The sequence below is a fragment of the Escherichia whittamii genome (genome assembly GCF_014836715.1).
Classification (GTDB): domain Bacteria; phylum Pseudomonadota; class Gammaproteobacteria; order Enterobacterales; family Enterobacteriaceae; genus Escherichia; species Escherichia whittamii.
Genome location: NZ_JACSQI010000002.1, coordinates 50,235 through 75,507 on the forward strand (window position 1 = coordinate 50,235; position 25,273 = coordinate 75,507).

Annotated in this window: 27 protein-coding genes and 1 pseudogene; 17 read left to right on the top strand and 11 right to left on the bottom strand. The window is 48.2% G+C overall.

Translation table 11 applies throughout. From position 1 onward, the window contains the following. Positions 1-92 precede the first annotated feature (92 nt). A complete protein-coding gene (gene ptrR / locus H9644_RS02970) occupies positions 93-974 on the top strand; it encodes a putrescine utilization regulator PtrR (protein ID WP_191773095.1) in 882 nt (293 codons plus the stop codon). Positions 975-1,062: 88 nt separating this feature from the next. Further along, positions 1,063-2,253 (top strand): L-arabinose MFS transporter, encoded by a 1,191-nt coding sequence (ydeA, locus tag H9644_RS02975; RefSeq protein ID WP_064529961.1) that lies wholly within the window; start codon positions 1,063-1,065, stop codon positions 2,251-2,253. A 149-nt stretch (positions 2,254-2,402) separates the two neighbouring features. On the opposite strand, the gene marC is transcribed toward ydeA, so the two are convergent. After that, on the bottom strand, positions 2,403-3,068 hold the full coding sequence (gene marC, locus H9644_RS02980) for an NAAT family transporter MarC (protein ID WP_064529962.1): 666 nt from the start codon (positions 3,066-3,068) through the stop codon (positions 2,403-2,405). Positions 3,069-3,278: 210 nt separating this feature from the next. On the opposite strand from marC, the gene marR reads away from it, so the two are divergent. From marR to marB, 3 genes are read left to right on the top strand one after another with little or no spacing between them, the layout of a single operon-like run. Then, positions 3,279-3,713 carry a multiple antibiotic resistance transcriptional regulator MarR gene (gene marR, locus H9644_RS02985; RefSeq protein ID WP_000843411.1) on the top strand — a complete coding sequence of 145 codons (435 nt, stop codon included), beginning with the start codon at positions 3,279-3,281 and terminating at the stop codon, positions 3,711-3,713. 21 nt (positions 3,714-3,734) lie between these two features. Beyond that, positions 3,735-4,118, top strand: a complete 384-nt coding sequence (gene marA / locus H9644_RS02990) for an MDR efflux pump AcrAB transcriptional activator MarA (RefSeq protein WP_000091195.1) — start codon at positions 3,735-3,737, stop codon at positions 4,116-4,118. 30 nt (positions 4,119-4,148) lie between these two features. After that, positions 4,149-4,367 carry a multiple antibiotic resistance protein MarB gene (marB, locus tag H9644_RS02995; RefSeq protein ID WP_064529963.1) on the top strand — a complete coding sequence of 73 codons (219 nt, stop codon included), beginning with the start codon at positions 4,149-4,151 and terminating at the stop codon, positions 4,365-4,367. A 30-nt stretch (positions 4,368-4,397) separates the two neighbouring features. On the opposite strand, the gene eamA is transcribed toward marB, so the two are convergent. Beyond that, a complete protein-coding gene (gene eamA, locus H9644_RS03000) occupies positions 4,398-5,297 on the bottom strand; it encodes an O-acetylserine/cysteine exporter (RefSeq protein ID WP_191773098.1) in 900 nt (299 codons plus the stop codon). A gap of 194 nt (positions 5,298-5,491) precedes the next feature. Here eamA and ydeE point away from each other — a divergent pair, with 194 nt between their 5' ends. After that, entirely contained in the window at positions 5,492-6,679 is a 1,188-nt protein-coding gene (ydeE, locus tag H9644_RS03005) for an efflux MFS transporter YdeE (RefSeq protein ID WP_191773102.1), read from the top strand. A gap of 40 nt (positions 6,680-6,719) precedes the next feature. Here the strand turns inward: ydeE and H9644_RS03010 are convergent, their stop codons facing one another. Next, positions 6,720-7,115 (bottom strand): rhodanese-like domain-containing protein, encoded by a 396-nt coding sequence (locus tag H9644_RS03010; RefSeq protein WP_191773104.1) that lies wholly within the window; start codon positions 7,113-7,115, stop codon positions 6,720-6,722. A 94-nt stretch (positions 7,116-7,209) separates the two neighbouring features. On the opposite strand from H9644_RS03010, the gene ftrA reads away from it, so the two are divergent. From ftrA to H9644_RS21490, 3 genes and pseudogenes are all read left to right on the top strand, one after another. Further along, complete coding sequence (ftrA, locus tag H9644_RS03015; RefSeq protein ID WP_191773673.1) at positions 7,210-8,181, top strand: transcriptional regulator FtrA; 972 nt, start codon at positions 7,210-7,212, stop codon at positions 8,179-8,181. 107 nt (positions 8,182-8,288) lie between these two features. Further along, complete coding sequence (mgtS, locus tag H9644_RS03020; protein ID WP_064529968.1) at positions 8,289-8,384, top strand: protein MgtS; 96 nt, start codon at positions 8,289-8,291, stop codon at positions 8,382-8,384. Beyond that, a pseudogene (locus H9644_RS21490) lies at positions 8,384-8,487 on the top strand (hypothetical protein). Before mgtS ends, H9644_RS21490 begins: the two are co-directional and overlap by 1 nt. A 114-nt stretch (positions 8,488-8,601) precedes the next feature. Here H9644_RS21490 and H9644_RS03025 read toward each other — a convergent pair. Both H9644_RS03025 and dcp read right to left on the bottom strand, forming a co-directional pair. Then, complete coding sequence (locus H9644_RS03025; RefSeq protein ID WP_191773106.1) at positions 8,602-9,492, bottom strand: diguanylate cyclase; 891 nt, start codon at positions 9,490-9,492, stop codon at positions 8,602-8,604. Positions 9,493-9,887: 395 nt separating this feature from the next. Next, entirely contained in the window at positions 9,888-11,933 is a 2,046-nt protein-coding gene (dcp, locus tag H9644_RS03030) for a peptidyl-dipeptidase Dcp (protein WP_191773109.1), read from the bottom strand. Positions 11,934-12,069: 136 nt separating this feature from the next. Here dcp and ydfG point away from each other — a divergent pair, with 136 nt between their 5' ends. The 3 genes from ydfG to ydfZ all read left to right on the top strand — a co-directional run bounded on the left by ydfG (position 12,070) and on the right by ydfZ (position 13,969). Next, entirely contained in the window at positions 12,070-12,816 is a 747-nt protein-coding gene (ydfG, locus tag H9644_RS03035) for a bifunctional NADP-dependent 3-hydroxy acid dehydrogenase/3-hydroxypropionate dehydrogenase YdfG (RefSeq protein ID WP_191773112.1), read from the top strand. 88 nt (positions 12,817-12,904) lie between these two features. Then, positions 12,905-13,591: a DNA-binding transcriptional regulator rspR gene (gene rspR / locus H9644_RS03040; RefSeq protein ID WP_135410699.1), complete on the top strand. Its 687-nt coding sequence runs from the start codon at positions 12,905-12,907 to the stop codon at positions 13,589-13,591. Between the two features lie 174 nt (positions 13,592-13,765). Then, a complete protein-coding gene (gene ydfZ, locus H9644_RS03045; protein ID WP_000214710.1) occupies positions 13,766-13,969 on the top strand; it encodes a putative selenium delivery protein YdfZ in 204 nt (67 codons plus the stop codon). 39 nt (positions 13,970-14,008) lie between these two features. On the opposite strand, the gene H9644_RS03050 is transcribed toward ydfZ, so the two are convergent. The 5 genes from H9644_RS03050 to H9644_RS03070 all read right to left on the bottom strand — a co-directional run bounded on the left by H9644_RS03050 (position 14,009) and on the right by H9644_RS03070 (position 19,774). Next, the gene (locus tag H9644_RS03050) at positions 14,009-15,469 is read right to left on the bottom strand and encodes a mannitol dehydrogenase family protein (RefSeq protein ID WP_191773115.1); all 1,461 of its coding nucleotides are present in this window, start codon (positions 15,467-15,469) and stop codon (positions 14,009-14,011) included. A gap of 88 nt (positions 15,470-15,557) precedes the next feature. Beyond that, a complete protein-coding gene (gene ydfJ, locus H9644_RS03055) occupies positions 15,558-16,925 on the bottom strand; it encodes an MHS family MFS transporter YdfJ (RefSeq protein ID WP_074399636.1) in 1,368 nt (455 codons plus the stop codon). 57 nt (positions 16,926-16,982) lie between these two features. Next, positions 16,983-18,002, bottom strand: coding sequence for a Zn-dependent oxidoreductase (locus tag H9644_RS03060; protein WP_191773118.1), 1,020 nt, complete (start codon positions 18,000-18,002; stop codon positions 16,983-16,985). Between the two features lie 11 nt (positions 18,003-18,013). After that, positions 18,014-19,228, bottom strand: coding sequence for a starvation-sensing protein RspA (rspA, locus tag H9644_RS03065; RefSeq protein WP_064529975.1), 1,215 nt, complete (start codon positions 19,226-19,228; stop codon positions 18,014-18,016). A 219-nt stretch (positions 19,229-19,447) separates the two neighbouring features. Then, complete coding sequence (locus H9644_RS03070; protein ID WP_064529976.1) at positions 19,448-19,774, bottom strand: YnfA family protein; 327 nt, start codon at positions 19,772-19,774, stop codon at positions 19,448-19,450. 134 nt (positions 19,775-19,908) lie between these two features. On the opposite strand from H9644_RS03070, the gene H9644_RS03075 reads away from it, so the two are divergent. Beyond that, positions 19,909-20,250 (top strand): DUF1283 family protein, encoded by a 342-nt coding sequence (locus H9644_RS03075; protein ID WP_064529977.1) that lies wholly within the window; start codon positions 19,909-19,911, stop codon positions 20,248-20,250. Between the two features lie 34 nt (positions 20,251-20,284). Then, a complete protein-coding gene (gene speG, locus H9644_RS03080) occupies positions 20,285-20,845 on the top strand; it encodes a spermidine N1-acetyltransferase (protein ID WP_064529978.1) in 561 nt (186 codons plus the stop codon). Positions 20,846-20,847: 2 nt separating this feature from the next. On the opposite strand, the gene H9644_RS03085 is transcribed toward speG, so the two are convergent. After that, positions 20,848-21,558, bottom strand: coding sequence for a YnfC family lipoprotein (locus tag H9644_RS03085; protein WP_191773121.1), 711 nt, complete (start codon positions 21,556-21,558; stop codon positions 20,848-20,850). A 106-nt stretch (positions 21,559-21,664) separates the two neighbouring features. On the opposite strand from H9644_RS03085, the gene H9644_RS03090 reads away from it, so the two are divergent. From H9644_RS03090 to ynfG, 3 genes are all read left to right on the top strand, one after another. Continuing rightward, positions 21,665-21,970, top strand: a complete 306-nt coding sequence (locus H9644_RS03090; RefSeq protein ID WP_064529980.1) for a DUF1161 domain-containing protein — start codon at positions 21,665-21,667, stop codon at positions 21,968-21,970. 248 nt (positions 21,971-22,218) lie between these two features. Next, positions 22,219-24,645, top strand: coding sequence for a selenate/tellurate reductase subunit YnfE (gene ynfE, locus H9644_RS03095; protein WP_191773124.1), 2,427 nt, complete (start codon positions 22,219-22,221; stop codon positions 24,643-24,645). A gap of 10 nt (positions 24,646-24,655) precedes the next feature. Beyond that, on the top strand, positions 24,656-25,273 hold the full coding sequence (gene ynfG / locus H9644_RS03100; RefSeq protein WP_064529982.1) for a DMSO reductase like molybdoenzyme iron-sulfur subunit YnfG: 618 nt from the start codon (positions 24,656-24,658) through the stop codon (positions 25,271-25,273).

A 25,273-nucleotide genomic window follows, 5' to 3' on the forward strand; every position in this document is an offset into this window, starting at 1 on the left:
CTCCTTCATGAGTTATGGTGTGAAGATACGCAGATTTACTCTTTCGTGAAAATGAATAATATTAAGTCACTTGTTCACGAATCGAGAATGCCATGGATCTTACCCAGCTGGAGATGTTTAACGCCGTTGCCGAAGCAGGCAGCATTACCCAGGCGGCAGCAAAAGTGCATCGTGTGCCATCTAACCTGACTACCCGCATCCGCCAGCTGGAAACAGAACTCGGCGTTGAACTGTTTATTCGCGAGAATCAGCGTTTACGTCTCTCTCCTGCCGGGCATAATTTTTGGCGCTATAGCCAACAAATTCTCGCATTGGTCGACGAAGCGCGAAATGTTGTTGCTGGCGATGAACCACAAGGCTTGTTTTCTCTCGGTTCGCTGGAAAGCACCGCAGCGGTACGCATCCCAGCTACACTGGCAGAATTTAACCGTCGTTATCCGAAAATTCAGTTTTCCCTTTCCACCGGCCCTTCCGGAACTATGCTGGACGGTGTACTTGAGGGAAAACTGAATGCGGCATTTATTGATGGTCCGATTAACCATACAGCCATTGACGGGATGCCGGTGTACCGCGAGGAGTTGATGATCGTTACGCCGCAAGGGCATACACCCGTTACCCGCGCCAGTCAGGTTAATGGTTGTAATATCTATGCCTTCCGCGCTAACTGCTCATATCGACGCCACTTTGAGAGCTGGTTTCATGCCGACGGCGCAGCGCCGGGGACAATTCATGAGATGGAGTCATACCACGGTATGCTGGCCTGTGTAATCGCCGGGGCAGGAATTGCGCTTATTCCCCGTTCCATGCTGGAAAGTATGCCGGGGCATCATCAGGTTGAAGCCTGGCCATTGAGTGAGCAATGGCGTTGGTTAACAACATGGCTGGTCTGGCGTCGTGGCGCGAAGACTCGTCAGCTTGAGGCGTTTATTGCACTCCTGGACACGTCGCTGGAACAGCATGAAACGGCAAAATGAGACGTAGATCACAAAGTCATTGTATTCACATCATTAACCGTTTTAAGATCATTTCATCACCTTTTCGCAACTCACCCGATAATCTGTTATGACAACAAACACTGTTTCCCGCAAAGTGGCGTGGCTACGGGTAGTTACGCTGGCAGTAGCCGCCTTCATCTTCAATACTACTGAGTTTGTCCCTGTTGGCCTGCTTTCTGACATCGCGCAAAGTTTCCATATGCAAACCGCACAAGTGGGTATCATGCTGACCATTTATGCGTGGGTGGTGGCGCTGATGTCGCTACCTTTTATGCTAATGACCAGTCAGGTTGAACGTCGCAAATTGCTGATCTGCCTGTTTGTGGTGTTTATCGCCAGCCATGTGCTGTCGTTTTTATCGTGGAGCTTTACCGTTCTGGTAATCAGTCGAATCGGCGTGGCTTTCGCACATGCTATTTTCTGGTCGATAACGGCGTCTCTGGCGATTCGCATGGCGCCTGCAGGTAAACGAGCGCAGGCGTTGAGTTTAATCGCTACCGGTACAGCACTGGCAATGGTATTAGGCTTACCCATTGGTCGAATTGTGGGGCAATATTTCGGTTGGCGAACTACGTTTTTTGCCATCGGTGTTGGGGCGCTTATCACCCTGTTATGCCTGATCAAGTTGCTTCCATTACTCCCCAGCGAGCATTCCGGGTCGTTGAAAAGTCTTCCGCAACTGTTCCGCCGCCCGGCATTGATGAGCATTTATTTGTTGACGGTAGTGGTGGTTACCGCGCATTACACGGCATACAGCTATATTGAGCCTTTTGTGCAAAACGTAGCTGGGTTCAGCGCCAATTTTGCCACGGCATTGCTGTTAATGCTCGGAGGCGCAGGCATTATTGGTAGCGTCATATTTGGCAAGCTCGGCAATCAGTATGCGTCTACGCTGGTGAGTACGGCGATTGCGCTGTTACTGGTGTGTCTGACGCTACTGTTACCTGCGGCGAACAGTGAGATGCACCTCGGCGTACTGAGCGTTTTCTGGGGGATTGCGATGATGATCATCGGCCTTGGGATGCAGGTAAAAGTGCTGGCGCTGGCACCGGATGCTACTGACGTTGCGATGGCGCTATTTTCCGGGATATTTAACATTGGTATCGGCGCCGGGGCGCTGGTGGGTAATCAGGTGAGTCTGCACTGGTCGATGTCGATGATTGGCTATGTTGGCGCGGTGCCTGCTCTCGCTGCGTTAATATGGTCAATCGTCATATTCCGCCGCTGGCCTGTGAAACTCGAAGAACAAACACGGTAGTTTAAAGACCCGAACAGGCCGCTTTGTTCGGGTCGGTAAATACAAAAGTACGCAAACTCAATACATTGCAGAGATTACGTAGGCCTGATAAGCGCAGCGCATCAGGCAATGTTGCGTTTGTCATCTGTCTCAGACCCATTCGGGCTTTTTTAATGGTAAGTTTTAATAATTTCCAGGATGCCGTTAATAATAAACTGCACCCCCATACACACCAGTAAGAAGCCCATCAGGCGGGAGATCGCTTCTATTCCCCCCTTACCCACCAGGCGCATAATTGCGCCAGAGCTACGTAGACTTCCCCACAAAATAACCGCAACCAGAAAAAAGATCAGCGGCGGCGCAACCATCAATACCCAGTCCGCGAAGGTTGAACTCTGACGTACTGTGGACGCCGAGCTAATGATCATCGCAATGGTCCCCGGTCCGGCGGTACTTGGCATTGCCAGTGGAACAAAGGCGATGTTGGCACTGGGTTCGTCTTCCAGCTCTTCGGATTTGCTTTTCGCCTCAGGTGAGTCAATCGCTTTTTGTTGGGGGAAGAGCATGCGGAAACCAATAAAAGCGACAATTAAGCCGCCAGCAATACGCAGACCGGGAATCGAAATCCCGAATGTGTCCATCACCAGTTGCCCGGCATAGTACGCCACCATCAAGATGGCAAAAACATATACCGAGGCCATTAATGACTGACGATTACGTTCGGCGGTGTTCATGTTTCCCGCAAGCCCGAGAAACAACGCTACGGTAGTTAACGGGTTAGCTAACGGCAATAACACCACCAGCCCCAGGCCTATCGCTTTAAACAATTCTAACATTGGTGGTTGTCATCCTGTGTCGCTAGTTATCTGCGAAAAGTATAAAGGGTAAACAAAGAGAAAGTTTCACTCTTTAACTAATCTTGTACCACACTGCGCAATACTTGAACCGATTTAGCAAATAGTGGCATCCAGGGATTCATTTGTTTGACTTATACTTGCCTGGGCAATATTATCGCCAGTAACTAATTACTTGCCAGGGCAACCATTGTGAAAAGTACCAGTGACCTGTTCAATGAAATCATCCCATTAGGTCGCTTAATCCATATGGTTAATCAGAAGAAAGACCGTCTGCTTAACGAGTATCTGTCACCACTGGATATCACCGCGGCACAGTTTAAGGTGCTCTGCTCTATCCGCTGCGCTGCGTGCATTACTCCAGTTGAGCTGAAAAAGGTCCTTTCGGTTGATCTTGGCGCGCTGACCCGCATGTTGGATCGCCTGGTCTGCAAAGGCTGGATTGAGCGGTTGCCGAACCCAAATGACAAGCGCGGCGTGCTGGTAAAGCTCACCACCAGCGGCGCAGCGATTTGTGAACAATGCCATCAACTGGTTGGCCAGGACCTGCATCAAGAATTAACAAAAAACCTGACGGCGGACGAAGTGGCAACGCTTGAGCATTTGCTTAAGAAAGTCCTGCCGTAAACAAAAAAAAGAGGTATGACGATGTCCAGACGCAACACTGACGCTATTACCATTCATAGCATTTTGGACTGGATCGAGGACAACCTGGAATCACCACTTTCACTGGAGAAAGTGTCAGAGCGTTCAGGTTATTCCAAATGGCACCTGCAACGGATGTTTAAAAAAGAAACCGGCCATTCATTAGGTCAATACATCCGCAGCCGTAAGATGACAGAAATCGCGCAAAAGCTAAAAGAAAGCAACGAGCCAATCCTCTATCTGGCAGAACGTTATGGTTTCGAGTCACAGCAAACGCTGACTCGTACCTTCAAAAACTACTTTGATGTTCCGCCGCATAAATACCGGATGGCTAATATTCAGGGCGAATCGCGCTTTTTACATCCATTGAATCATTACAACAGCTAGTTGAAACATGACAACGTCACAGAGGCAATCATGAAACCACTTTTATCCGCAATGGTAACCGCGCTTATGGTCTTTTCTGCGCAGGGCTTTGCGGAACAAACCACGCAGCCGGTCGTTATTCCCTGTGGTGATGAAGTGATTGTTCCCCCATCGCAGGAACAACCACCGTTCGATTTAAATCACATGGGTACAGGCAGTGATAAGTCGGATGCGCTGGGCGTGCCCTATTATAATCAGCACGCTATGTAGTTAATTCTGGCCCCGATATCTCGGGGCTTGTTAGCCTCTCACCTTCACCGCTTTACGCCACCGCAAACCAAACACATTGATATACAGTCCGGTCATAATGAGCACGGCCCCTAAGAATTGCAGACCTGTTAAGCGTTCATCCAGCAGTATCGCTGCACTTGCCAGACCGACTACCGGTACCAGTAATGATAATGGTGCGACACGCCATGTCTCATAGCGTCCAAGCAGCGTACCCCAGATCCCGTAGCCAACTATCGTCGCCACAAATGCCAGATACATCAACGCCAGAATGGTGGTCATGTCGATAGTGACCAGACTGTGAATCATTGTTGCGGAACCATCGAGAATGAGCGAGGCAGCAAAGAACGGAATTATTGGGATTAATGCGCTCCACACTACCAGTGACATCACCGCCGGACGGGATGAATGAGACATGATCTTTTTATTGAAGATATTGCCACTCGCCCAACTAAATGCTGCTGCCAGGGTCAAAATAAAACCGAGCATCGCCACATGCTGACCGTTAAAGCTATCTTCGATTAACACCAGTACGCCAAAAATCGCTAACGCAATCCCCGCCAGTTGCTTACCGTGCAGCCGTTCGCCAAAAGTAAAAGCACCGAGCACGATAGTAAAAAATGCCTGAGCCTGTAAGACCAGCGAGGCCAGACCTGCTGGCATACCGAAGTTAATGGCGCAGAACAGAAAGGCAAACTGCGCAAAACTGATGGTTAAACCATACCCCAGCAGCAAATTCAGCGGTACTTTCGGTCGTGCTACAAAAAAGATTGCCGGGAAGGCGACCAGCATAAAACGCAAACCGGCCAGCATCAGGGGTGGCATGTTATGGAGCCCCACTTTGATGACCACAAAATTAAGCCCCCATACAACGACGACTAATAGCGCCAACAACCCATCTTTCCGCGACATTTTCCCGCCTATGAATTTTCATTTTTTGTCAGCAATCAACTTAGCTGAATTTACTTTTCTTTAACAGTTCATTCGTTAATCACCGTTTACCACGGCATTAATGGCAAATAAGTCACTATACTTCGGATTTTTGCCATGCTATTTCTTTACATCTCCAAAACAAAACATAACGAAATGCACTGTCGGACAGCCAAATGAACTTATCTCTGAGACGCTCTACTTGCGCCCTTCTCGCCTCGTCGTTGTTATTAACTATCGGACGCGGCGCCACGCTGCCATTTATGACTATTTACTTGAGTCGCCAGTACAGCCTGAGTGTCGATCTCATTGGTTATGCGATGACAATTGCGCTCACTATTGGCGTCGTTTTTAGCCTCGGTTTTGGTATTCTGGCGGATAAGTTCGACAAGAAACGCTATATGTTACTAGCAATTACGGCCTTCGCCAGCGGTTTTATTGTCATTCCCCTGGTAGACAGCGTCACGCTGGTGGTGCTGTTTTTCGCGCTCATCAACTGCGCCTATTCCGTTTTTGCCACCGTATTGAAAGCCTGGTTTGCCGACAATCTTTCATCCACCAGCAAAACGAAGATCTTCTCGATCAACTACACCATGCTCAACATTGGCTGGACCGTCGGCCCGCCACTCGGCACGCTGTTGGTCATGCAGAGCATCAATCTGCCCTTTTGGCTGGCAGCTATCTGCTCTGCGTTTCCCATGCTTTTCATTCAAATTTGGGTAAAGCGCAGCGAGAAAATCATCTCCACAGAAACAGGCAGCGTCTGGTCGCCAAAGGTTTTGTTACGGGATAAAGCGCTGCTGTGGTTCACCTGCTCTGCCTTTCTGGCTTCTTTCGTGAGCGGTGCCTTTGCCTCTTGTATCTCGCAATATGTGATGGTCATAGCAGATAGTGGCTTTGCTGAAAAAGTGGTCGCAGTGGTCCTGCCTGTTAATGCCGCGATGGTGGTTACGTTGCAGTATTCCGTTGGGCGGCGTATTAACCCGACCAACATCCGCGCACTAATGACGGTAGGCACACTCTGTTTTGTCATCGGTTTGGTCGGTTTTATTTTTTCCGGAAACAGCCTGCTATTGTGGGGAATTTCAGCCGCGGTATTTACTGTTGGTGAAATTATTTATGCTCCTGGCGAGTATATGTTGATTGACCATATTGCGCCGCCTGGAATGAAAGCCAGCTATTTTTCCGCTCAGTCATTAGGCTGGTTGGGTGCAGCGGTAAATCCATTAGTGAGTGGTGTTGTGCTTACCACCCTCCCGTCTTCCTCGCTGTTTATCATCCTGGCGTTAGTCATCATTGCCGCGTGGGCGCTGATGTTAAAAGGTATTAACGCCAGACCCCAGGGGCAGCCAGCACTCTGTTGACGGACGTGCCGTGCCACTACTGGCACGGCTTTGCTAATCATTATTCTGAGGCAAAGGCATAGCCTTCATCTTCCCAGCCGGTTACCCCGCCGAGCATGATTTTAACCGGCTTTCCGAGTCGAGCTAGTTTGAGCGCCGCACGATCTGCGCCATTACAATGTGGCCCCGCGCAATACACCACAAATAGAGTATTGCCCGGCCATTCGGCCATTCTCTCTGCGGTCATTTGCTTATGGGGCAGATGGATCGCGCCAGGAATATGCCGACGCGCAAAGTCCTCTTCACGTCCAACCACATGAAGTAGAACGAAATCATCGCCAATGTAAGCCAGAGAGTCATGAACATCGGCGCAATCCGTTTCGACACTCAAGCGTGCGAGAAAATGCGCCTCAGCAACTTCCGGCTTCGCGGTGGTAAATTCAGTGACATAACGCATAGTGCTTTTTCCTTTTGGTTTGTTGTGTTAACAATAATGTAACCAATCTACTTTTCACTGACCGCCTTCCGATATGCCAGAAAAGAGCAAAATGATGACAACATTACAACGTCCGCTGGTCGTTGCACTGGCTTATGACGGGCTATGTACTTTTGAATTTGGCGTAGCCGTTGAAATATTCGGCCTGCCACGACCGGAACTGGGCGATAACTGGTATCGTTTTGCCGTTGCTGCGGTAGAACCTGGTGCGCTGCAAGCCACCGGGGGGATCTACGTGGTTGCAGATGGAGGGCTGGAGTTATTGCCCAACTCCGATATGATTATTATTCCTGGCTGGCGCGGAATAGATGCAAAAGTGCCAGAGATGCTATGTCAGTCATTACGCGAGGCACACCAGCGTGGTACTCGCCTGGTATCGATATGCTCTGGCGTGTTTGTCCTTGCTGCTGCGGGCCTTCTTCACCAGCGAAAAGCGACCACACACTGGCGCTACACTGAACAACTCCGGCACCGTTACCCTTCAATCAGTGTAAGTGACAATGTGTTATATCAGGATGAAGGACAAGTGATGACCTCCGCTGGAAGCGCTGCGGGGATCGATCTGTGTTTACATATTGTGCGCAAAGATTTTGGCCATGAGATTGCTAATAATGTCGCCCGGCGACTGGTCATTCAGCCTCATCGCCAGGGGGATCAACCACAAAATCTGATGCGCCCAATGGCCTCACCGCGTGAAAGCCAGACGTTAGGTGCATTATTCGACTTTTTGCAGCAGAATCTGGCACAAACACATACTGTGTCTTCCCTCGCTGAACGGGTAAATATGAGTCCGCGCACTTTTTTAAGACGTTTTGAAGCGTTAACCGGCATGACGCCCGCCCGCTGGCTGCTCAATGAGCGCTTAATACGAGTACAGGATTATCTGCAAAATTCGGCTTTTAACATCGATAAAATTGCCGAGCTGACGGGTTTTGGCAATTCAGCGTTATTGCGTCATCACTTTCATCAACGTTTTTTATTATCTCCTTCGCAATATCGCAAAAACAGCCGTTCCCCATCACAATAACCGCCTGATTCAGCCTTTGTTTAGGTAACTTCTGCTAATATCTTTCTCATTGAGATAAAAATTAAGGTAAGCGAGGAAACACACCACACAATAAACGGAGGAAAAGAATGTTGGGTAATATGAATGTTTTTATAGCTGTACTGGGAATAATTTTATTTTCTGGTTTTCTGGCCGCATATTTCAGCTACAAATGGGATGACTAATGAACGGAGATAATCCCTCACCTAACCGGCCCCTTGCTACATTTGTGTGCAAGGGGCCTGATTTTCTGACGGCGAAAAAAAACCGCCAGTAAACCGGCGGTGAATGCTTGCATGGATAGATTTGTGTTTTGCTTTTACGCTATCAGGCATTTCTCTGCGCTGGTAACGGTTCTTTGACACAGTAGCATCATTTTTCTCAATGAATGTTAAACGGAGCTTAAACTCGGGCAATAACACTCCGCTCATCAATAAACATGCAGCGATTTCTCCCGGTCTGCTTGCCTTCATACATTGCTCTGTCAGCCCTTCCAATAACCACATCCAGCGGTTCTTCAGGAAATGCGCGGCTCACGCCAGCGGTCACTGTTATCTGGATATGTCCGCCAGGGTGCGCTATCGCATGGTTATCGACTAACTGACAAATACGTACCCCGGCACGACACGCCTCATCATCATTTTGCGCTTTGATGATAATAATAAACTCTTCACCACCATAGCGATAAACCGTATCGTAGTCACGCGTCCAACCGGCTAAGTAAGTAGCCAGGCTCCGTAAAACCACATCACCAATTAAATGCCCGTAGGTATCATTAACCAATTTAAATCGGTCTATATCCAGCAGCATTAAATAAAGATTCAATGGTTCCGCATTACGTAATTGGTGATCAAATGATTCATCAAGCACCCGACGACCAGGTAATCCCGTTAATACATCCATATTGCTACGCATAGTCAGCAAATAAATTTTGTAATCTGTTAATGCGGCGGTAAAAGAAAGCAACCCTTCCTGAAATTCGTCAAAATGAACTTCCTGCCAACGATTTTCGACAATAGCTAGCATTAATTCCCGACCACAGTTATGCATATGCTGATGAGTAGAATCTATTATCTGAACGTAGGGTAATTCATCACTATCTAGTGGTCCAAGATTATCAAGCCACCGACCAAACTGACACAGTTCATAAGAATGGTTATCCGTAATTTCCGGCTGACTGGTATCCCTGGCAACCACGCTGTGAAACATGTTGACAAGCCACTGGTAATGGGCATCGATAGCTTTATTCAGATCTAACAAGATGGCATCGATTTCCGTTGTCTTCTTGTGCATTGCCACTCCTTATTCACTGTTCCTTATGTACGTCATTCTAACGGGAGAAAAGAAAACTTATGTCAATATTTTCATAGAAATCCTAATCAGGTGTGATGTTAAAGATAACATGGTGATTTAGAACTAAATCATCAGAAAAAAAATGTTTAACTCTGTAATTGCCTCCGCACATTCGCTGATAAAACGAGCAGGAATAACGACAATTAACTTCACCGCTCTTATCGCGGAAAACATAACATTTATTAAGTAATGATAATTATCATCAACAACATGGTATTGCAGAATAAATAATAAATTTACGATACCTACCCGGTCACAGGTTATTATCGATAAACATTTACAGCGACATGAATTTGTAAGCCGGATTGCAGTCAATCCGACTCACTCTTGCAAAATTATACGTTCAAGCCGCGGTGTTGCAGCATCGGTGTAATCTGTGGTGCCTTACCTCGCCATTGGCGATACAGGCGTTCTAAATCTTCGCTATTACCTTTGGAAAGGATAGCCTCGCGAAAACGTTGCCCATTTTCACGCGTTAAACCGCCCTCCTCGACAAACCATTGATAACCATCGTCTGCCAGCATTTGCGTCCACAGATATGCGTAGTAACCTGCCGCATATCCACCGCCAAAAATGTGGGCAAAATAACTGCTGCGATAACGCGGCGGTATCGCGGGAAGATCCATGTTTTCCGCCGCCAGCGCCCGAAGTTCGAAATCGTCCACGTCCTGCCGTGCTTCATTCTCTTCCAGACAATGCCAGCGCATATCAAGAAGCGCAGCGCTAAGTAACTCGCTCATCTCGTAGCCTTTATTGAACAGGCTGGCATTGCGCATTTTCTGTTGTAACTCTTCCGGCATGGCTTCTCCGGTTTGGTAATGCCTCGCATAGCGAGAGAATACCTGCGGATTTGTCGCCCAGTGTTCGTTAATTTGTGAAGGGAATTCGACGAAATCACGCGGCGTGTTGGTGCCAGAAAGCGTCGCATAACGTTGACTGGCAAAAAGACCGTGCAGCGTATGACCAAACTCATGGAATAAGGTTATAACATCATCCCACAATAACAATGCAGGTTCGCCTGTCGCTGGTTTCTGATAATTGCAAACATTATAAATAACGGGACGTGTCTCATTGAGCGTGGATTGCTCAACAAAATTCCCCATCCACGCGCCGCCGCTTTTGGAATCACGGGCGAAGAAATCACCGTAAAATAGCGCAAGACCAACTCCGTTATGGTCAAATATTTCCCATACGCGCACATCGGGGTGATAGACCGGTATATCAAAGCGCTCGACAAATTTAATGCCGAAAAGCTGATTAGCAGTCCAGAATACCCCCTCATTCAACACTGTGTTCAATTCGAAATAAGGTTTGAGCTGCGCTTCATCGAGACAGAATTTCTCGCGTCTTACCTGCTCGGCATAAAATGCCCAGTCCCACGGCTGGGCGCTAAATCCGCCTTGCTGCTTTTCGATAACCGCCTGAATAGATGCCAGTTCATCGTCTGCTCGCTTACGTGCGGCCGGGACAATTTCACGCATGAAGTTAAGTGCTGCTTCGGGTGTCTTTGCCATCTGGTCGGCGATTTTCCACGCGGCATAATGAGGGAAACCAAGCAGTTTCGCCTGCTGTGCGCGGATCTCCACCAGCCGTTGAATAATGGCACGAGTATCGTTAGCGTCATTTTTTTCTGCCCGCGTCCAGCCCGCAGTAAACAGTTTTTCACGCGTCGTGCGATCGCGCAGTTCAGCAAGCGCCGGTTGCTGGGTGGTATTCAGCAGTGGGATAAGCCACTTGTTATCCAGATCTTTCTCGCGCGCCGCCTCCGCCGCCAGGGCAATATCTTGCTCACTCATCCCCGCCAGTTGCCCAATATCGTCAACCACCAGCCCACCGGATTTGTTCGCGGCTAATAACCGCTGGTTAAACTGACTGATAAGGGTCGCCGCTTCTGTATTCAGCACTTTTAATTTTGCTTTATCGGCTTCTGCAAGTTTGGCCCCGGCAAGAACAAAACGTTGATGAATCACCTCGATCAATCGAATGGATTCGCTATCAAGACTCAGTGTTCCACGGCGCTGCCAGATGGCATCTACCCGAGCGAACAATTCGCCGTTCAGGTAAATGTCATTAGCCAGTTCCGCAAGTTCCGCCGAGAACTGTTCATCAAGACGCTGTAATTCATCGTTGGTATGCGCCGAGGTCATAGCAAAGAAGACGCTGGTCACACGTGTGAGTAATTCCCCGCTCTTTTCAAGAGCCAGAATAGTGTTAGTAAAATCGGGCGTCTGTGGGTTTAACGCTATTGCTTCTATCTCAACCCGCTTTTGCCGCATCCCCTCGTCGAATGCCGGGCGATAGTGATGAATTGCAATCTGATCAAAATGGGGCGCCATATAAGGCAGCGTGCTCTGCGTAAGAAAAGGATTCGTCGTTGACATTTTCTACTCCTGAAAACGAGGTGTTCCATAGCGTAGGCTTACTGATAACGGAGTGCAATCTTGCAAACCAGTATTACCTGCTCTTAAGCATCACGTGCTATGTTAGTGACACACAAAAGCGTTGAGGAACAGTGAGATGATCGTTTTAGTAACTGGAGCAACGGCAGGTTTTGGTGAATGCATTACTCGTCGTTTTATTCAACAAGGGCATAAAGTTATCGCCACTGGCCGTCGTCAGGAGCGGTTGCAGGAGTTAAAAGACGAGCTGGGAAACAATCTGTATATCGCCCAACTGGACGTTCGTAACCGCGCCGCCATTGAAGAAATGCTGGCATCGCTTCCTGCCGAGTGGCGCGACATTGATATTCTGGTGAACAATGCTGGACTGGCGCTGGGTATGGAACCTGCACATAAAGCGAGCGTTGAAGACTGGGAAACCATGATTGATACCAACAATAAAGGCCTCGTGTATATGACGCGCGCAGTCCTGCCGGGTATGGTTGAGCGCAATCGTGGTCACATTATTAACATTGGTTCAACAGCGGGTAGCTGGCCATATGCTGGTGGCAACGTCTACGGCGCGACAAAAGCGTTTGTTCGTCAGTTCAGCCTGAATCTACGCACAGATCTGCACGGTACGGCAGTACGTGTCACAGACATCGAACCGGGACTGGTAGGCGGCACCGAATTTTCCAATGTCCGCTTTAAAGGCGATGACGGCAAAGCAGAAAAGACCTATCAAAATACCGTCGCGCTGACACCAGAAGATGTCACTGAAGCCGTCTGGTGGGTAGCCACTCTCCCTGCTCACGTTAACATTAATACCCTGGAAATGATGCCGGTTACCCAAAGTTATGCTGGTCTGAATGTCCATCGGCATTAATTTTTATACCCGGCCTCACCGCCGGGTTATTGCTTGTCACAAAAAAGTGGTAGACTCTTGCGGTTAACCCACTCAAAAGCAAGAACGAATGACCGTCGAAACACAACTTAATCCCACACAGCCTGTCAATCAGCAAATTTATCGTATTCTTCGCCGCGACATTGTGCATTGCCTGATTGCACCAGGTACGCCGTTGTCGGAAAAAGAAGTTTCTGTTCGTTTCAATGTGTCACGCCAGCCGGTTCGCGAAGCCTTCATTAAACTGGCTGAAAACGGCCTGATTCAAATTCGCCCGCAGCGTGGCAGCTACGTCAATAAAATCTCTATGACCCAGGTTCGCAATGGCAGTTTTATTCGACAGGCCATTGAGTGCGCGGTGGCTCGGCGGGCAGCGAGCATGATTACTGAAAGCCAGTGCTACCAACTTGAGCAAAATCTTCACCAGCAACGCATTGCCATTGAGCGCAAGCAACTGGATGATTTTTTTGAACTTGATGACAACTTCCATCAACTCCTGACTCAGATTGCCGACTGTCAACTCGCCTGGGACACCATTGAAAACCTGAAAGCGACCGTTGATCGGGTGCGCTACATGAGTTTTGACCACGTTTCGCCACCGGAAATGCTGCTTCGCCAGCACATGGATATTTTCTCTGCGCTGCAAACACATGATGGTGATGCCGTTGAAAAGGCAATGGCATTGCATTTGCAGGAGATCAGCGAGTCCGTACAACTGATACGCCAGGAAAATAGCGACTGGTTCAGCGAAGAGTAATTCTTTTCCTCTCATCCCATTCGGGGTGAGAGTTCATCCCCTTCTTCTGGTTTATGCAAGCATCAAAAAAGATGTGAACTTGATCATAAACAAAAAAAAATTCACTCGACAGGAGTATTTATATTGCGCCCGTTACGTGGGCTTCGACTGTAAATCAGAAAGGAGAAAACACCTATGACGACCTACGATCGTAACCGTAACGCAATCACTACTGGCAGCCGTGTTATGGTTAGCGGCACCGGTCACACTGGCAAGATCCTGTCGATTGACACTGAAGGTCTGACCGCAGAGCAAATCCGCCGCGGTAAAACCGTAGTAGTTGAAGGTTGTGATGAAAAACTCGCGCCTCTGGACCTGATTCGTCTCGGCATGAACTAAGCGTGTGAATGCCGCCGATGGCGGCATTGCTGTCACTGATCACTTCACCGCATATTTCGCCACGGTCGTTTTCGCGCCATGCGCTAATAAAGATAAATACGCTTCCGTCACCTTTGCAATGAACAATGCATTATTCGGCAAATCATCACCAAATATCGCATTAATCGCCATCAAGGACTGAACGCGCGCTTTCCCTTCTCCGCTACTTTGCACGGCCTTCTGAATGACCGGTAATAACGGGTCACTAATTTCGATGGGATTACCCTGCTCATCAACACCGCCGACATATCGCATCCAACCAGCGACGCCAAGCGCCAACAGATCGAACGCACTGCCCTGTGTCAGATGCCAGCGGATGGAGTCCAGCATACGCTGCGGGAGTTTCTGACTGCCATCCATCGCAATCTGCCAGGTTCGATGGCGTAACGCTGGATTACTGTAGCGTTCAATCAGTCGATCAGCATAATTTTGCAGATCCACGCCCTGCACTTTCAGCGTCGGCGCCTGTTCCCGCAACATCAAGGCATGTGCCGCACGGCGATAATTTTCATCTTCCATGCAGTCGTTAATATGCTGATATCCGGCCAGATAGCCCAGATACGCCAGGAATGAATGACTGCCGTTGAGCATACGCAGTTTCATCTCTTCATAAGGCAGCACATCGCTGACCAGTTCAGCCCCTGCTTTTTGCCATTCCGGACGTCCGGCAACAAAGTTATCTTCAATAACCCACTGACGGAACGGTTCACAGGCTACACCCGCGGGATCGCGCACGCCGGTGAGCTGCTCGATTTTGTTCAACGTTTCTGCCGTTACCGCCGGGACAATGCGATCGACCATTGTCGAAGGAAAAGTCACATTCTCTACAATCCATTGCGCCAGTTCGGCATCGACAGCATGCGCATAAGAAGTGACAACGTCACGCATCACATGACCATTTTCCGGCATATTGTCGCACGACATCACCGTAAATGCCGGTAACCCTGCGGCCTTGCGCCGAGCCAGCGCCTCCACAATAACCCCAGGCGCCGTTTTCGGCTTGTGGGGATTGTTTAGATCGTCAACGATCATCGGGTGATCCAGCATTAACTGCCCGGTCGCCGGAGAGTGAAAATAGCCTTTCTCTGTAATAGTCAGAGAAACAATAGCAATTTGTGGTTCGCACATGACAGCAAGCACAGCCTCTAAACCGTCTATTTGCGCATGCAACGCTTTTTTCACTACCCCCACGACACGCGCGGTCCAGGCATCGGCCGACATTTCCGCAACGGTATAGAGATTATCTTGCTGTTTTAGATCGGCGATTTGTTGTTCACCGCCAATCAGGTTCACTTCATAGTAGCCCCAATCGCTATGATGCCCGGCAGCCAGGATATCGGCATACACGCCCTGATGCGCGCGATGAAATGCACCAAAACCTAAATGGACAATTTTGGGTGTAAGGTTATTACGATCATAAACAGGGAGTGTGGCTTTTGCTGATAACAAATTATTTCCCATGACAATTCCTTAAAATTCAATATGGCAAGCTGAATGGTTTGTTATATGAATAAAAAATCCCTCCTCACTAAGAGAAGGGATTCTGGATTTACAGACTTGTTGAAGGTTGTGCAGCTCTTACAACGCGCGGTTGATCTTCTGCCGCATCTTCCAGCGCACTCAAATCGCGGTCTTTAACTTCTGGCATTTTCAGCGCGGAAATTAAACCGATAACGGAATAAGCCATAATCATTATCGCAATCGGATACCAGGATTCAGTCATGGTGCAGAAAATACCCGCCAGGATAGGACCAAAACCTGAGGCAATAAGACCACCAATTTCTTTAGAAATTGCCATCCGGGTAAAGCGGTTTTTACAGCCGAACATCTCTGCCATGGTAATGTTTTCCAGGGCAAATAACCCCAACACCGCACAGTTATGAATCACAATCAACGCAACCATGATGGTGCTCGGGGCATAGCTTTTATCGACGATAATAGACAGCATAGGCCACGCCAGAACAATGGCCGAAGTATTCATAATAATATAGGGAATACGACGACCAATTTTATCGGACAACCAACCCAGGAATGGAATCGTCATAAAACCGATAATTGAGCTGATCATTAAGGCATCTGTCGGAATCGCTTTATTAAACAGCAATGTCTGTACTAAATAACCTGCCAGGAATGTTTGAATCAGACCGGAGTTTCCTGCCTGCCCAAAACGAAGACCCGTTGCCAGCCAAAAAGATTTGCTCTGGAACATACTACCAGCAGGCACAGCTTTTGGCGCAGATTGCTGACTGTCATTAACCTTCTCAAAGACCGGGCTTTCTTTCAGGTTCATACGCAGCCAGATAGCAAAGACCATCACCACCACACTCGCCAGGAACGGTATACGCCATCCCCATGCCAGCAGTTCTTCTTTACTGAGAATAAAGAACATAAAAGCCCAGATTGCCGTTGCACTCAAGGTACCGCAGTTTGTTCCCATCGCGACGAACGACGAGATAATCCCGCGCTTTCCTTTCGGTGCATATTCAGCAAGCATAGTACCAGCACCAGAAATTTCCGCGCCGGCTCCCAGCCCCTGAATAATACGCAGAGTCACCAGCAAGATTGGCGCAAAAACACCAATCTGCGCATAGGTCGGCAACACGCCAATTAGGGTGGTACAGATCCCCATCATGGTGATGGTAATAAAGAGTACTTTTTTACGCCCTATTCTGTCGCCCATTTTGCCGAAAATAAATGCTCCGACAATACGTGCCACATAGCCTGCACCGTAGGTTCCCATTGCCAGAATTAACGCCATTGCGGTTGATGATTCCGGGAAAAATATTTCATGAAACACTAACGCTGCGCCGAGCGAATATAGCTGAAAATCCATAAATTCAAGCGCAGTCCCAAGCCATCCCGACACTGCTGCTTTCACCAAATCCTTAGTGCTTCTTTCGTGTTTTTCTATTGTCATAATGGATATCTCTAAATAAGAGGTAAGATGCGTACTACTTACTCGCTGTTATTGGTATTATTCAGAAAAAGTAAGTAAGACTTTGCAGCAATGTTTTTGATCCTGTTCAAATAAACTTATGGCATCAGCAACATGCTGAAAATCAAACGTGTGGGTAATTAATTTTTCTGGTTTAATTAACCCTTTGCTTAACCAGTCGATCACGACCGGGAATTTGTTGGCATTTAACCGGGAGGAGAAAATAGAAAGTTCTTTTCCGGTAATTCCCTGCTGAATGACTTCAGACGGTTCACTGGAGAAGCCCATTAATACAATACGTGCTGCCGGAGAAGCCAACGTAACCGCTTCTTTCAAAATTGACGGATGGCAAGCAGCATCAATAATTAATGTTGGTTTGATTCCTTTTTCAGCGAATATTTCGCCAAGCGGTGTCTGACCATTATTAATCGCCCAATCTGCCCCACTCTCTTTCGCTTTTTCCAGTCGTTCATCAATGCGATCGGCAACAATCACATTTTTGACGTTATAAACACCTTTTAATACCTGAACAATAGTCAGGCCAATCGGACCTGCGCCATAAACCAGCACGGTGTCATCTTCAGTAGGTTTACCGTGTCCGGTAACGTTCGCTGCAATGGTAAAAGGTTCGATCATTACCGCAAATTTATCTGCCACTGTATCAGGGATTTTCCATGCGTTTTTTGCCGGAACAACGGCATATTCACTAAAACCGCCGTCAGCGTGAACACCTAATACAGCCAGCGTTGTACAAACATTTGGTTTACCAATTGAGCACGGATAGCAATGCCCACAGCTCACTACCGGATCTACCGCAACACGCTCACCGCTCCGGCTGTTTTCAATACCTTCACCGACAGCATCAATCACGCCAAAAAATTCGTGGCCAATGACGCGCGGATATTTCGCAAACGGATTATGACCGCGATAAATATGGCTATCAGAGCCGCAAATTCCGGCCAGTTTCACTTTTACCCGTACTTCACCCGCGGACGGGGTGGGAATTTCACGTTCGATAATTGCCAGTTGATTTGGTTTTTCAATTAAAATACTTTTCATTATTTTTCTCCTTACCAGTTCCACAGAGTGCCATCTTCCAGACGTGCGACTGGCAGATAAGCAGGTTCGTAGGGGTATTTTGCTGCCAGCTTTTCATCAAACTCGATGCCAAGACCCGGTTTGTCGCCCGGATGCATATAGCCGTTATCGAAGGTCCAGTTATGCGGGAAGACTTCGAGCATTTGTTCTGAATAACCCATATATTCCTGGACGCCGAAATTTGGCACCCACAGGTCAAAATGCAGCGCCGCCGCCATACAAACAGGCGACAAATCAGAAGGACCGTGTGAACCAGTCCGTACCTGATACAGTGATGCGAAATCAGCGATCCGACGCATACCGGTAATGCCACCCGCATGAGTCAGCGTGGTGCGGATGTAGTCGATGAGTTGTTCTTCTATCAGCTGTTTGCAGTCCCAAATGCTATTGAAGACTTCACCCACCGCAATTGGCGTGACGGTGTGTTGGCGAATGAGACGGAAACACTCCTGGTTTTCCGCAGGTGTCGGGTCTTCCATCCAGAACATGCGATAATCTTCAATGCTTTTACCAAAGCGCGCCGCTTCAATAGGCGTTAAGCGATGGTGCATGTCATGCAGCAGATGTTCATCAAAACCAAACTTGTTACGCACCGCGTCGAACAGTTTTGGCATGAAGTCGAGATATTTTTCCGTCGACCACAACTGCTCTTCCGGCCACTGCCCTTTGGTCGCAGGTTCATAAGCCAGCCCTTTGCCTTTGGACATGCCATAGGTGGTCTTCATGCCTGGAATGCCGCACTGTACGCGGATGGCTTTGAATCCCAGTTCCTGATGACGAGCATAATCATCCAGTGCTTCATCAATGGAGTGACCGGTCGTGTGACAATAAACCATAACCCCTTCGCGAGACGCGCCACCCAGTAACTGGTAAAGCGGCATGTTGGCGGCTTTGGCTTTAATGTCCCACAGCGCCATATCAACAGCCGAAATGGCCGACATGGTGACTGGACCGCGACGCCAGTACGCCCCTTTATAGAAAAACTGCCAGATATCTTCGATACGGTGTGCATCGCGGCCTATAAGCTGCGGACAAAGGTGATCCTGCAGATAAGACGCAACGGAAAGCTCGCGTCCATTCAGTGTGGCATCGCCAAGACCGGTAATACCGTCCTCGGTGGTGATTTTTAAGGTGACGAAATTACGCCCCGGACAGGTAACAAAAACTTCAGCCCTTACGATCTTCATGTTCGATTCCTTGCATCGCTTGTCGTGATGCATGAAATCTACGCAACTGAGCTACTACCATACAAGTATAAATATTGTAAAAGGTAAGCGTGATCACAAAAATAGGCGCGTATTTACGAAGTGAATAGTTCTAAAGACAGCCAGACTTTGCTGTTATTCTGGACGACAGAAAGAGCGTATCTTATTAATAATAAAAAACATTTCTCATTCCCGACAAAATCAAGCGCGTCCCCAGCCAGCAACAATAATCAACATTCCGCACAGCGCGACCAATGCCCCTGTCCAGTCGTAGAGACTGAGTTTTACGCCATCCACAACCCGCAGCCACAGCAGCGCCGTGCAAACATAAACGCCACCATAAGCTGCATACACTCGCCCACTTGCCGCCGGATGCAATGTTAGCAGCCAGACGAAAAGCGCCAGAGAAATCCCCGCCGGAACCAGCAGCCATACGCTGGCGTTTCGTTTAAGCCACAGCCAGGGCAGGAAGCAGCCAACAATTTCACACAAGGCCGTCGCAAAAAACAGTAATGTTGTTTTAATCATCTTTGTCACTCATTGACATCATGTATATTTATGGCTCGAAATAATATCATCACCCTATACATCCTTCTGGTACGTTTTGCGTTCGCAGTGGATCGTGTAAAATCTCCTTTAAACATTCATGTAAGGAATGAATCATGAATATTACTTTCTGCAAACGGCTCGGACTGCTCGCTTTTCTGCTACCTTGCGCACTGGCATTTAGCGCAACTACTCATGCAGAAACCAATAAACTGGTGATCGAGTCTGGCGACAGCGCACAGAGTCGCCAACAGGCGACAATGGAAAAAGAGCAATGGAATGAAACTCGCAATTTACGTCAAAAAGTCAATAAACGCACCGAGAAAGAATGGGATAAAGTTGACGCCGCATTCGATAGCCGCGATAAATGCGAACAAAGTGCCAACATAAATGCCTACTGGGAACCGAACACTTTACGTTGCCTGGACCGTCGTACTGGCCGCGTAATTACCCCCTAACCTTCTATTGATATAAGGAATGTAAGGACACGTTATGACAAGCGCCCACAGTGTTAAGCTACGTCCGCTGGAGCGTGAAGATTTACGCTATGTGCATCAACTCGACAATAACGCCAGCGTGATGCGTTACTGGTTTGAGGAACCCTACGAAGCCTTTGTTGAACTCTCTGATCTGTACGATAAACATATTCACGATCAGAGTGAGCGCCGTTTCGTGGTGGAATGCGATGGTGAAAAAGCGGGTCTGGTGGAACTGGTTGAAATTAACCATGTCCACCGCCGCGCAGAATTTCAGATAATCATCTCTCCGGAATACCAGGGTAAAGGTCTGGCAACCCGCGCAGCGAAATTAGCAATGGATTATGGCTTTACGGTTCTTAATCTTTATAAGCTGTATCTGATTGTCGATAAAGAGAATGAAAAAGCGATTCACATTTACCGTAAGCTCGGTTTTACAGTCGAAGGTGAATTGATGCATGAATTCTTTATTAATGGTCAATATCGCAATGCCATTCGCATGTGTATATTCCAGCATCAGTATCTGGCGGAACATAAAACGCCTGGTCAGGCGATGCTGAAGCCGACCGCGCAATAGCGTTAATAATAATCAATGGTATTTTTGATAGTGTAAACCCGTTCGACGGCGGGTTTTACTCTCTCATCCACAATGATTAATTGGCAGTCTACCGGATTGGCGTGGCTGTCATATTCACAGGTTTGCTTAACATTACCAACTTGTTGATTATTAAGTAAAGTAACCGCCGTGTAATCAAGCTTTTTGATTGGATCATTTGACGGTGTTGCAGTGACTGATAACGTTTTGTCGTTGCTTACTGTGGTTTTACCCAGCGGATAGCCCTGTTCATCATACCGATATTCCATCTGCATCTGTTTGCTGCTGGCTTTAACCACGAAGCCATTATCATCAGTTTCCCAACTTACCCCGGCGGACGGTAATTCTGCTAACTGGCATTTACCCTGTAAACGTACTCTTTTCTCCAGTGTCTGCGCATCGCGGTAATAATTCGCATCCAGCACTAAGGCAACCACGGTATTATTTTCCAGATCCAGTAATTCAAGCGAATCGAAGCAACCCTCTTCCGATAAACTGCCTGAAACACGTTTCGTCATTTCCCCTTGTTCATTCATCAATGTCTGGGTGAAATCTTTAACCGGACCACGCAGCGGATCGAAATCAAATTCATTAGAGAAACTGGCCATCTCTGGCGTAAAAGAAAACGTTACTTCTGCGCGGTCGCATCCTGTAAGCATTATCGCAAGCAAACATGGCAGTAATTTGAAATTCACGTCAGTCACCAGGCAGTAGAGATGATTCTCAATCATAGTAGTAAATACAGTACTTTACACGTGAAATGCTATGCTTAATTAGTAATATTCATTTAAGGAGCCAATGATGAAAATCTCAACTTATTGTGCCGCGCTTATGCTCACACTGGCCTCACCCGTCGCGCTGGCCGAGCCAGATTCTTGTGAACGGATAAAGAGCGATATTTCACAGCGTATTATCAATAACGGTGTACCAGAAAGTAGCTTTACTTTAAGTATTGTGCCGAATGATCAGGTCGATCAGCCTGACACCAGGGTGGTTGGCCATTGTGCCAATGATACGCATAAAATTCTCTATAACCGCACCACCAGCGGTAACAATTCTGCCCCTGCACAACCGACTCAGGATGGTGCACCTGCCGAACCGCAGTAAAAGTATGATGGACGCTGGCGCGTCTTGTCAGGTCTACATTCTGTAACGGATCTGTAGGCTCGATAAGACGTTCGCGAGCCATCCAGCAACGTACTTCTGATGCTCTATTGTAGCCAGTTATCACTGATGCCCTTCTATTGATATGGATTAATAATTCCTAACCTAAAATGGGTAGACTCCCTATTGTTAGCACGCTAAATATTCAAAATATAAATATGTATATAACGATAGAAATCAGGGAGTGAGTTATGTCCAAAAATGAAAATCAGGTGGGCATTAGCCGCAGAACATTGGTTAAATCTACCGCTATAGGTTCACTGGCGCTTGCAGCTGGCAGTTTATCGTTGCCTTTCGCTATGCGCAGCGCAGCGGCGGCAGTACAGCAGGCCAGCGAAAAAGTTGTATGGGGGGCTTGTTCCGTCAACTGTGGCAGTCGCTGCGCGCTTCGTCTCCATGTTAAAGATAATGAAGTCACATGGGTGGAAACCGATAATACTGGCGACGACGAATATGGCAATCATCAGGTACGTGCCTGTTTGCGTGGTCGTTCTATACGTCGGCGGATTAATCATCCCGATCGGCTGAACTATCCAATGAAACGCGTAGGCAAACGCGGCGAAGGAAAATTCGAGCGTATTAGCTGGAATGAGGCGCTTGATACCATCGCCAATAGCCTGAAAAAAACCGTCGCACAATATGGCAACGAGGCTGTTTATATTCAGTACTCTTCGGGGATCGTTGGCGGAAATATGACTCGCTCTTCTCCATCAGCCTCTGCAGTAAAACGCCTGATGAACTGTTACGGTGGTTCGCTTAATCAGTATGGTTCCTACAGTACCGCGCAAATTTCCTGTGCAATGCCTTACACCTACGGAAGTAACGATGGTAACAGCACCACCGATATCGAAAACAGCAAGCTGGTGGTGATGTTTGGTAACAACCCCGCTGAAACACGAATGAGCGGCGGCGGAATCACTTACCTTCTGGAAAAAGCGCGCGAGAAATCCAACGCCAAAATGATCGTTATCGATCCGCGCTACACCGATACCGCTGCTGGCCGTGAAGACGAATGGTTTCCTATTCGTCCAGGAACCGATGCTGCACTGGTGGCAGGTATCGCCTGGGTGTTAATTAACGAAAATCTCGTCGATCAACCCTTTCTCGATAAATACTGCGTAGGTTATGACGAAAAAACCTTGCCTGCGGATGCGCCAAAAAATGGTCATTACAAGGCGTATATTCTTGGCGAAGGTGACGATAAAACAGCGAAAACACCGCAGTGGGCTTCGCAGATCACCGGTATCCCGGCGGACCGTATCGTCAAACTGGCTCGTGAGATCGGGACAGCAAAACCCGCCTACATATGCCAGGGCTGGGGACCACAGCGCCAGGCGAACGGCGAGTTGACCGCTCGCGCTATTGCTATGTTACCAATTCTGACGGGCAATGTCGGCATCAGCGGTGGAAATAGTGGCGCACGTGAATCTACCTACACAATTACCATTGAACGTTTGCCAATGTTGGATAATCCGGTCAAAACGTCAATCTCCTGTTTTAGCTGGACCGATGCTATCGATCATGGCCCGCAAATGACCGCAACACGCGACGGCGTTCGCGGCAAAGAGAAGCTGGATGTGCCGATTAAGTTCATCTGGAACTATGCCGGTAACACCCTGGTGAATCAGCACTCGGACATCAACAAAACGCATGAAATTCTGCAGGATGAGTCGAAATGCGAAATGATTGTGGTCATCGAAAACTTTATGACCTCTTCGGCAAAATACGCCGATATTTTGCTACCAGACCTGATGACCGTTGAACAGGAAGACATCATTCCTAACGATTACGCCGGTAACATGGGCTATCTCATATTCCTGCAACCGGTGACCAGTGAGAAATTTGAACGCAAACCGATTTACTGGATCCTGAGTGAGGTCGCGAAACGTCTTGGACCTGATGTGTATCAGCGATTCACCGAGGGTCGTACCCAGGAACAGTGGTTGCAGCATCTGTACGCCCAAATGGTCGCTAAAGATCCGGCACTGCCGTCTTATGATGAACTGAAAAAAATGGGGATTTACAAACGTAAAGATCCCAATGGTCATTTCGTTGCCTACAAAGCATTTCGTGACGATCCAGAGGCGAATCCTCTGAAAACGCCATCCGGTAAGATTGAAATATACTCCAGCAAGCTTGCGGAAATTGCCCGAACCTGGGAACTGGAAAAAGATGAAGTGATAAGCCCTTTACCGGTTTATGCATCAACCTTTGAAGGTTGGGATTCACCTGAACGCAGTACCTTCCCGCTACAACTGTTTGGTTTCCATTATAAATCCCGTACTCACTCCACCTACGGCAACATCGAACTACTGAAAGAAGCCTGTCGTCAGGAAGTGTGGATCAACCCTATAGATGCGCAGAAGCGCGGCATTGTTAATGGCGATATGGTTCGGGTGTTTAACGATCGTGGCGAAGTCCGCCTGCCGGCAAAAGTAACGCCGCGCATCATCCCCGGCGTTAGCGCTATGGGTCAGGGGGCCTGGCATGAGGCAAATATGGCCGGGGATAAAATCGACCACGGTGGCTGTGTGAATACGCTGACCACTCTGCGCCCTTCACCACTTGCTAAGGGAAATCCGCAGCACACCAATCTCGTCGAGATCGAAAAGGTTTAAGGAGTAGCCCATGACAACGCAATATGGATTTTTTATTGATTCCAGCCGCTGTACCGGCTGCAAAACCTGCGAGCTGGCATGCAAAGACTTTAAAGATCTTAGCCCCGAAGTAAGCTTCCGCCGTATTTACGAATATGCAGGAGGCGACTGGCAGGAAGACAATGGTGTATGGCATCAGAATGTGTTTGCCTACTATCTCTCCCTCTCCTGTAACCATTGTGAAGATCCGGCCTGCACCAAAGTCTGCCCCAGCGGCGCAATGCATAAGCGCGAAGATGGCTTTGTGGTGGTTGACGAAGATGTTTGTATCGGCTGTCGCTACTGTCACATGGCCTGCCCTTACGGTGCGCCACAGTACAATGCAGAAAAAGGACATATGACTAAGTGCGATGGCTGTTATTCACGTGTCGCGGAAGGGAAACAACCTATATGTGTTGAATCCTGCCCGCTGCGTGCGCTTGAGTTCGGTCCGATTGAAGAGTTACGCCAGAAGCACGGCACACTGGCTGCCGTCGCGCCACTGCCGCGCGCACATTTCACAAAACCCAATATCGTTATCAAACCTAACGCCAACAGCCGACCGACCGGCGATACCACTGGTTATCTGGCTAATCCGGAGGAAGTCTAA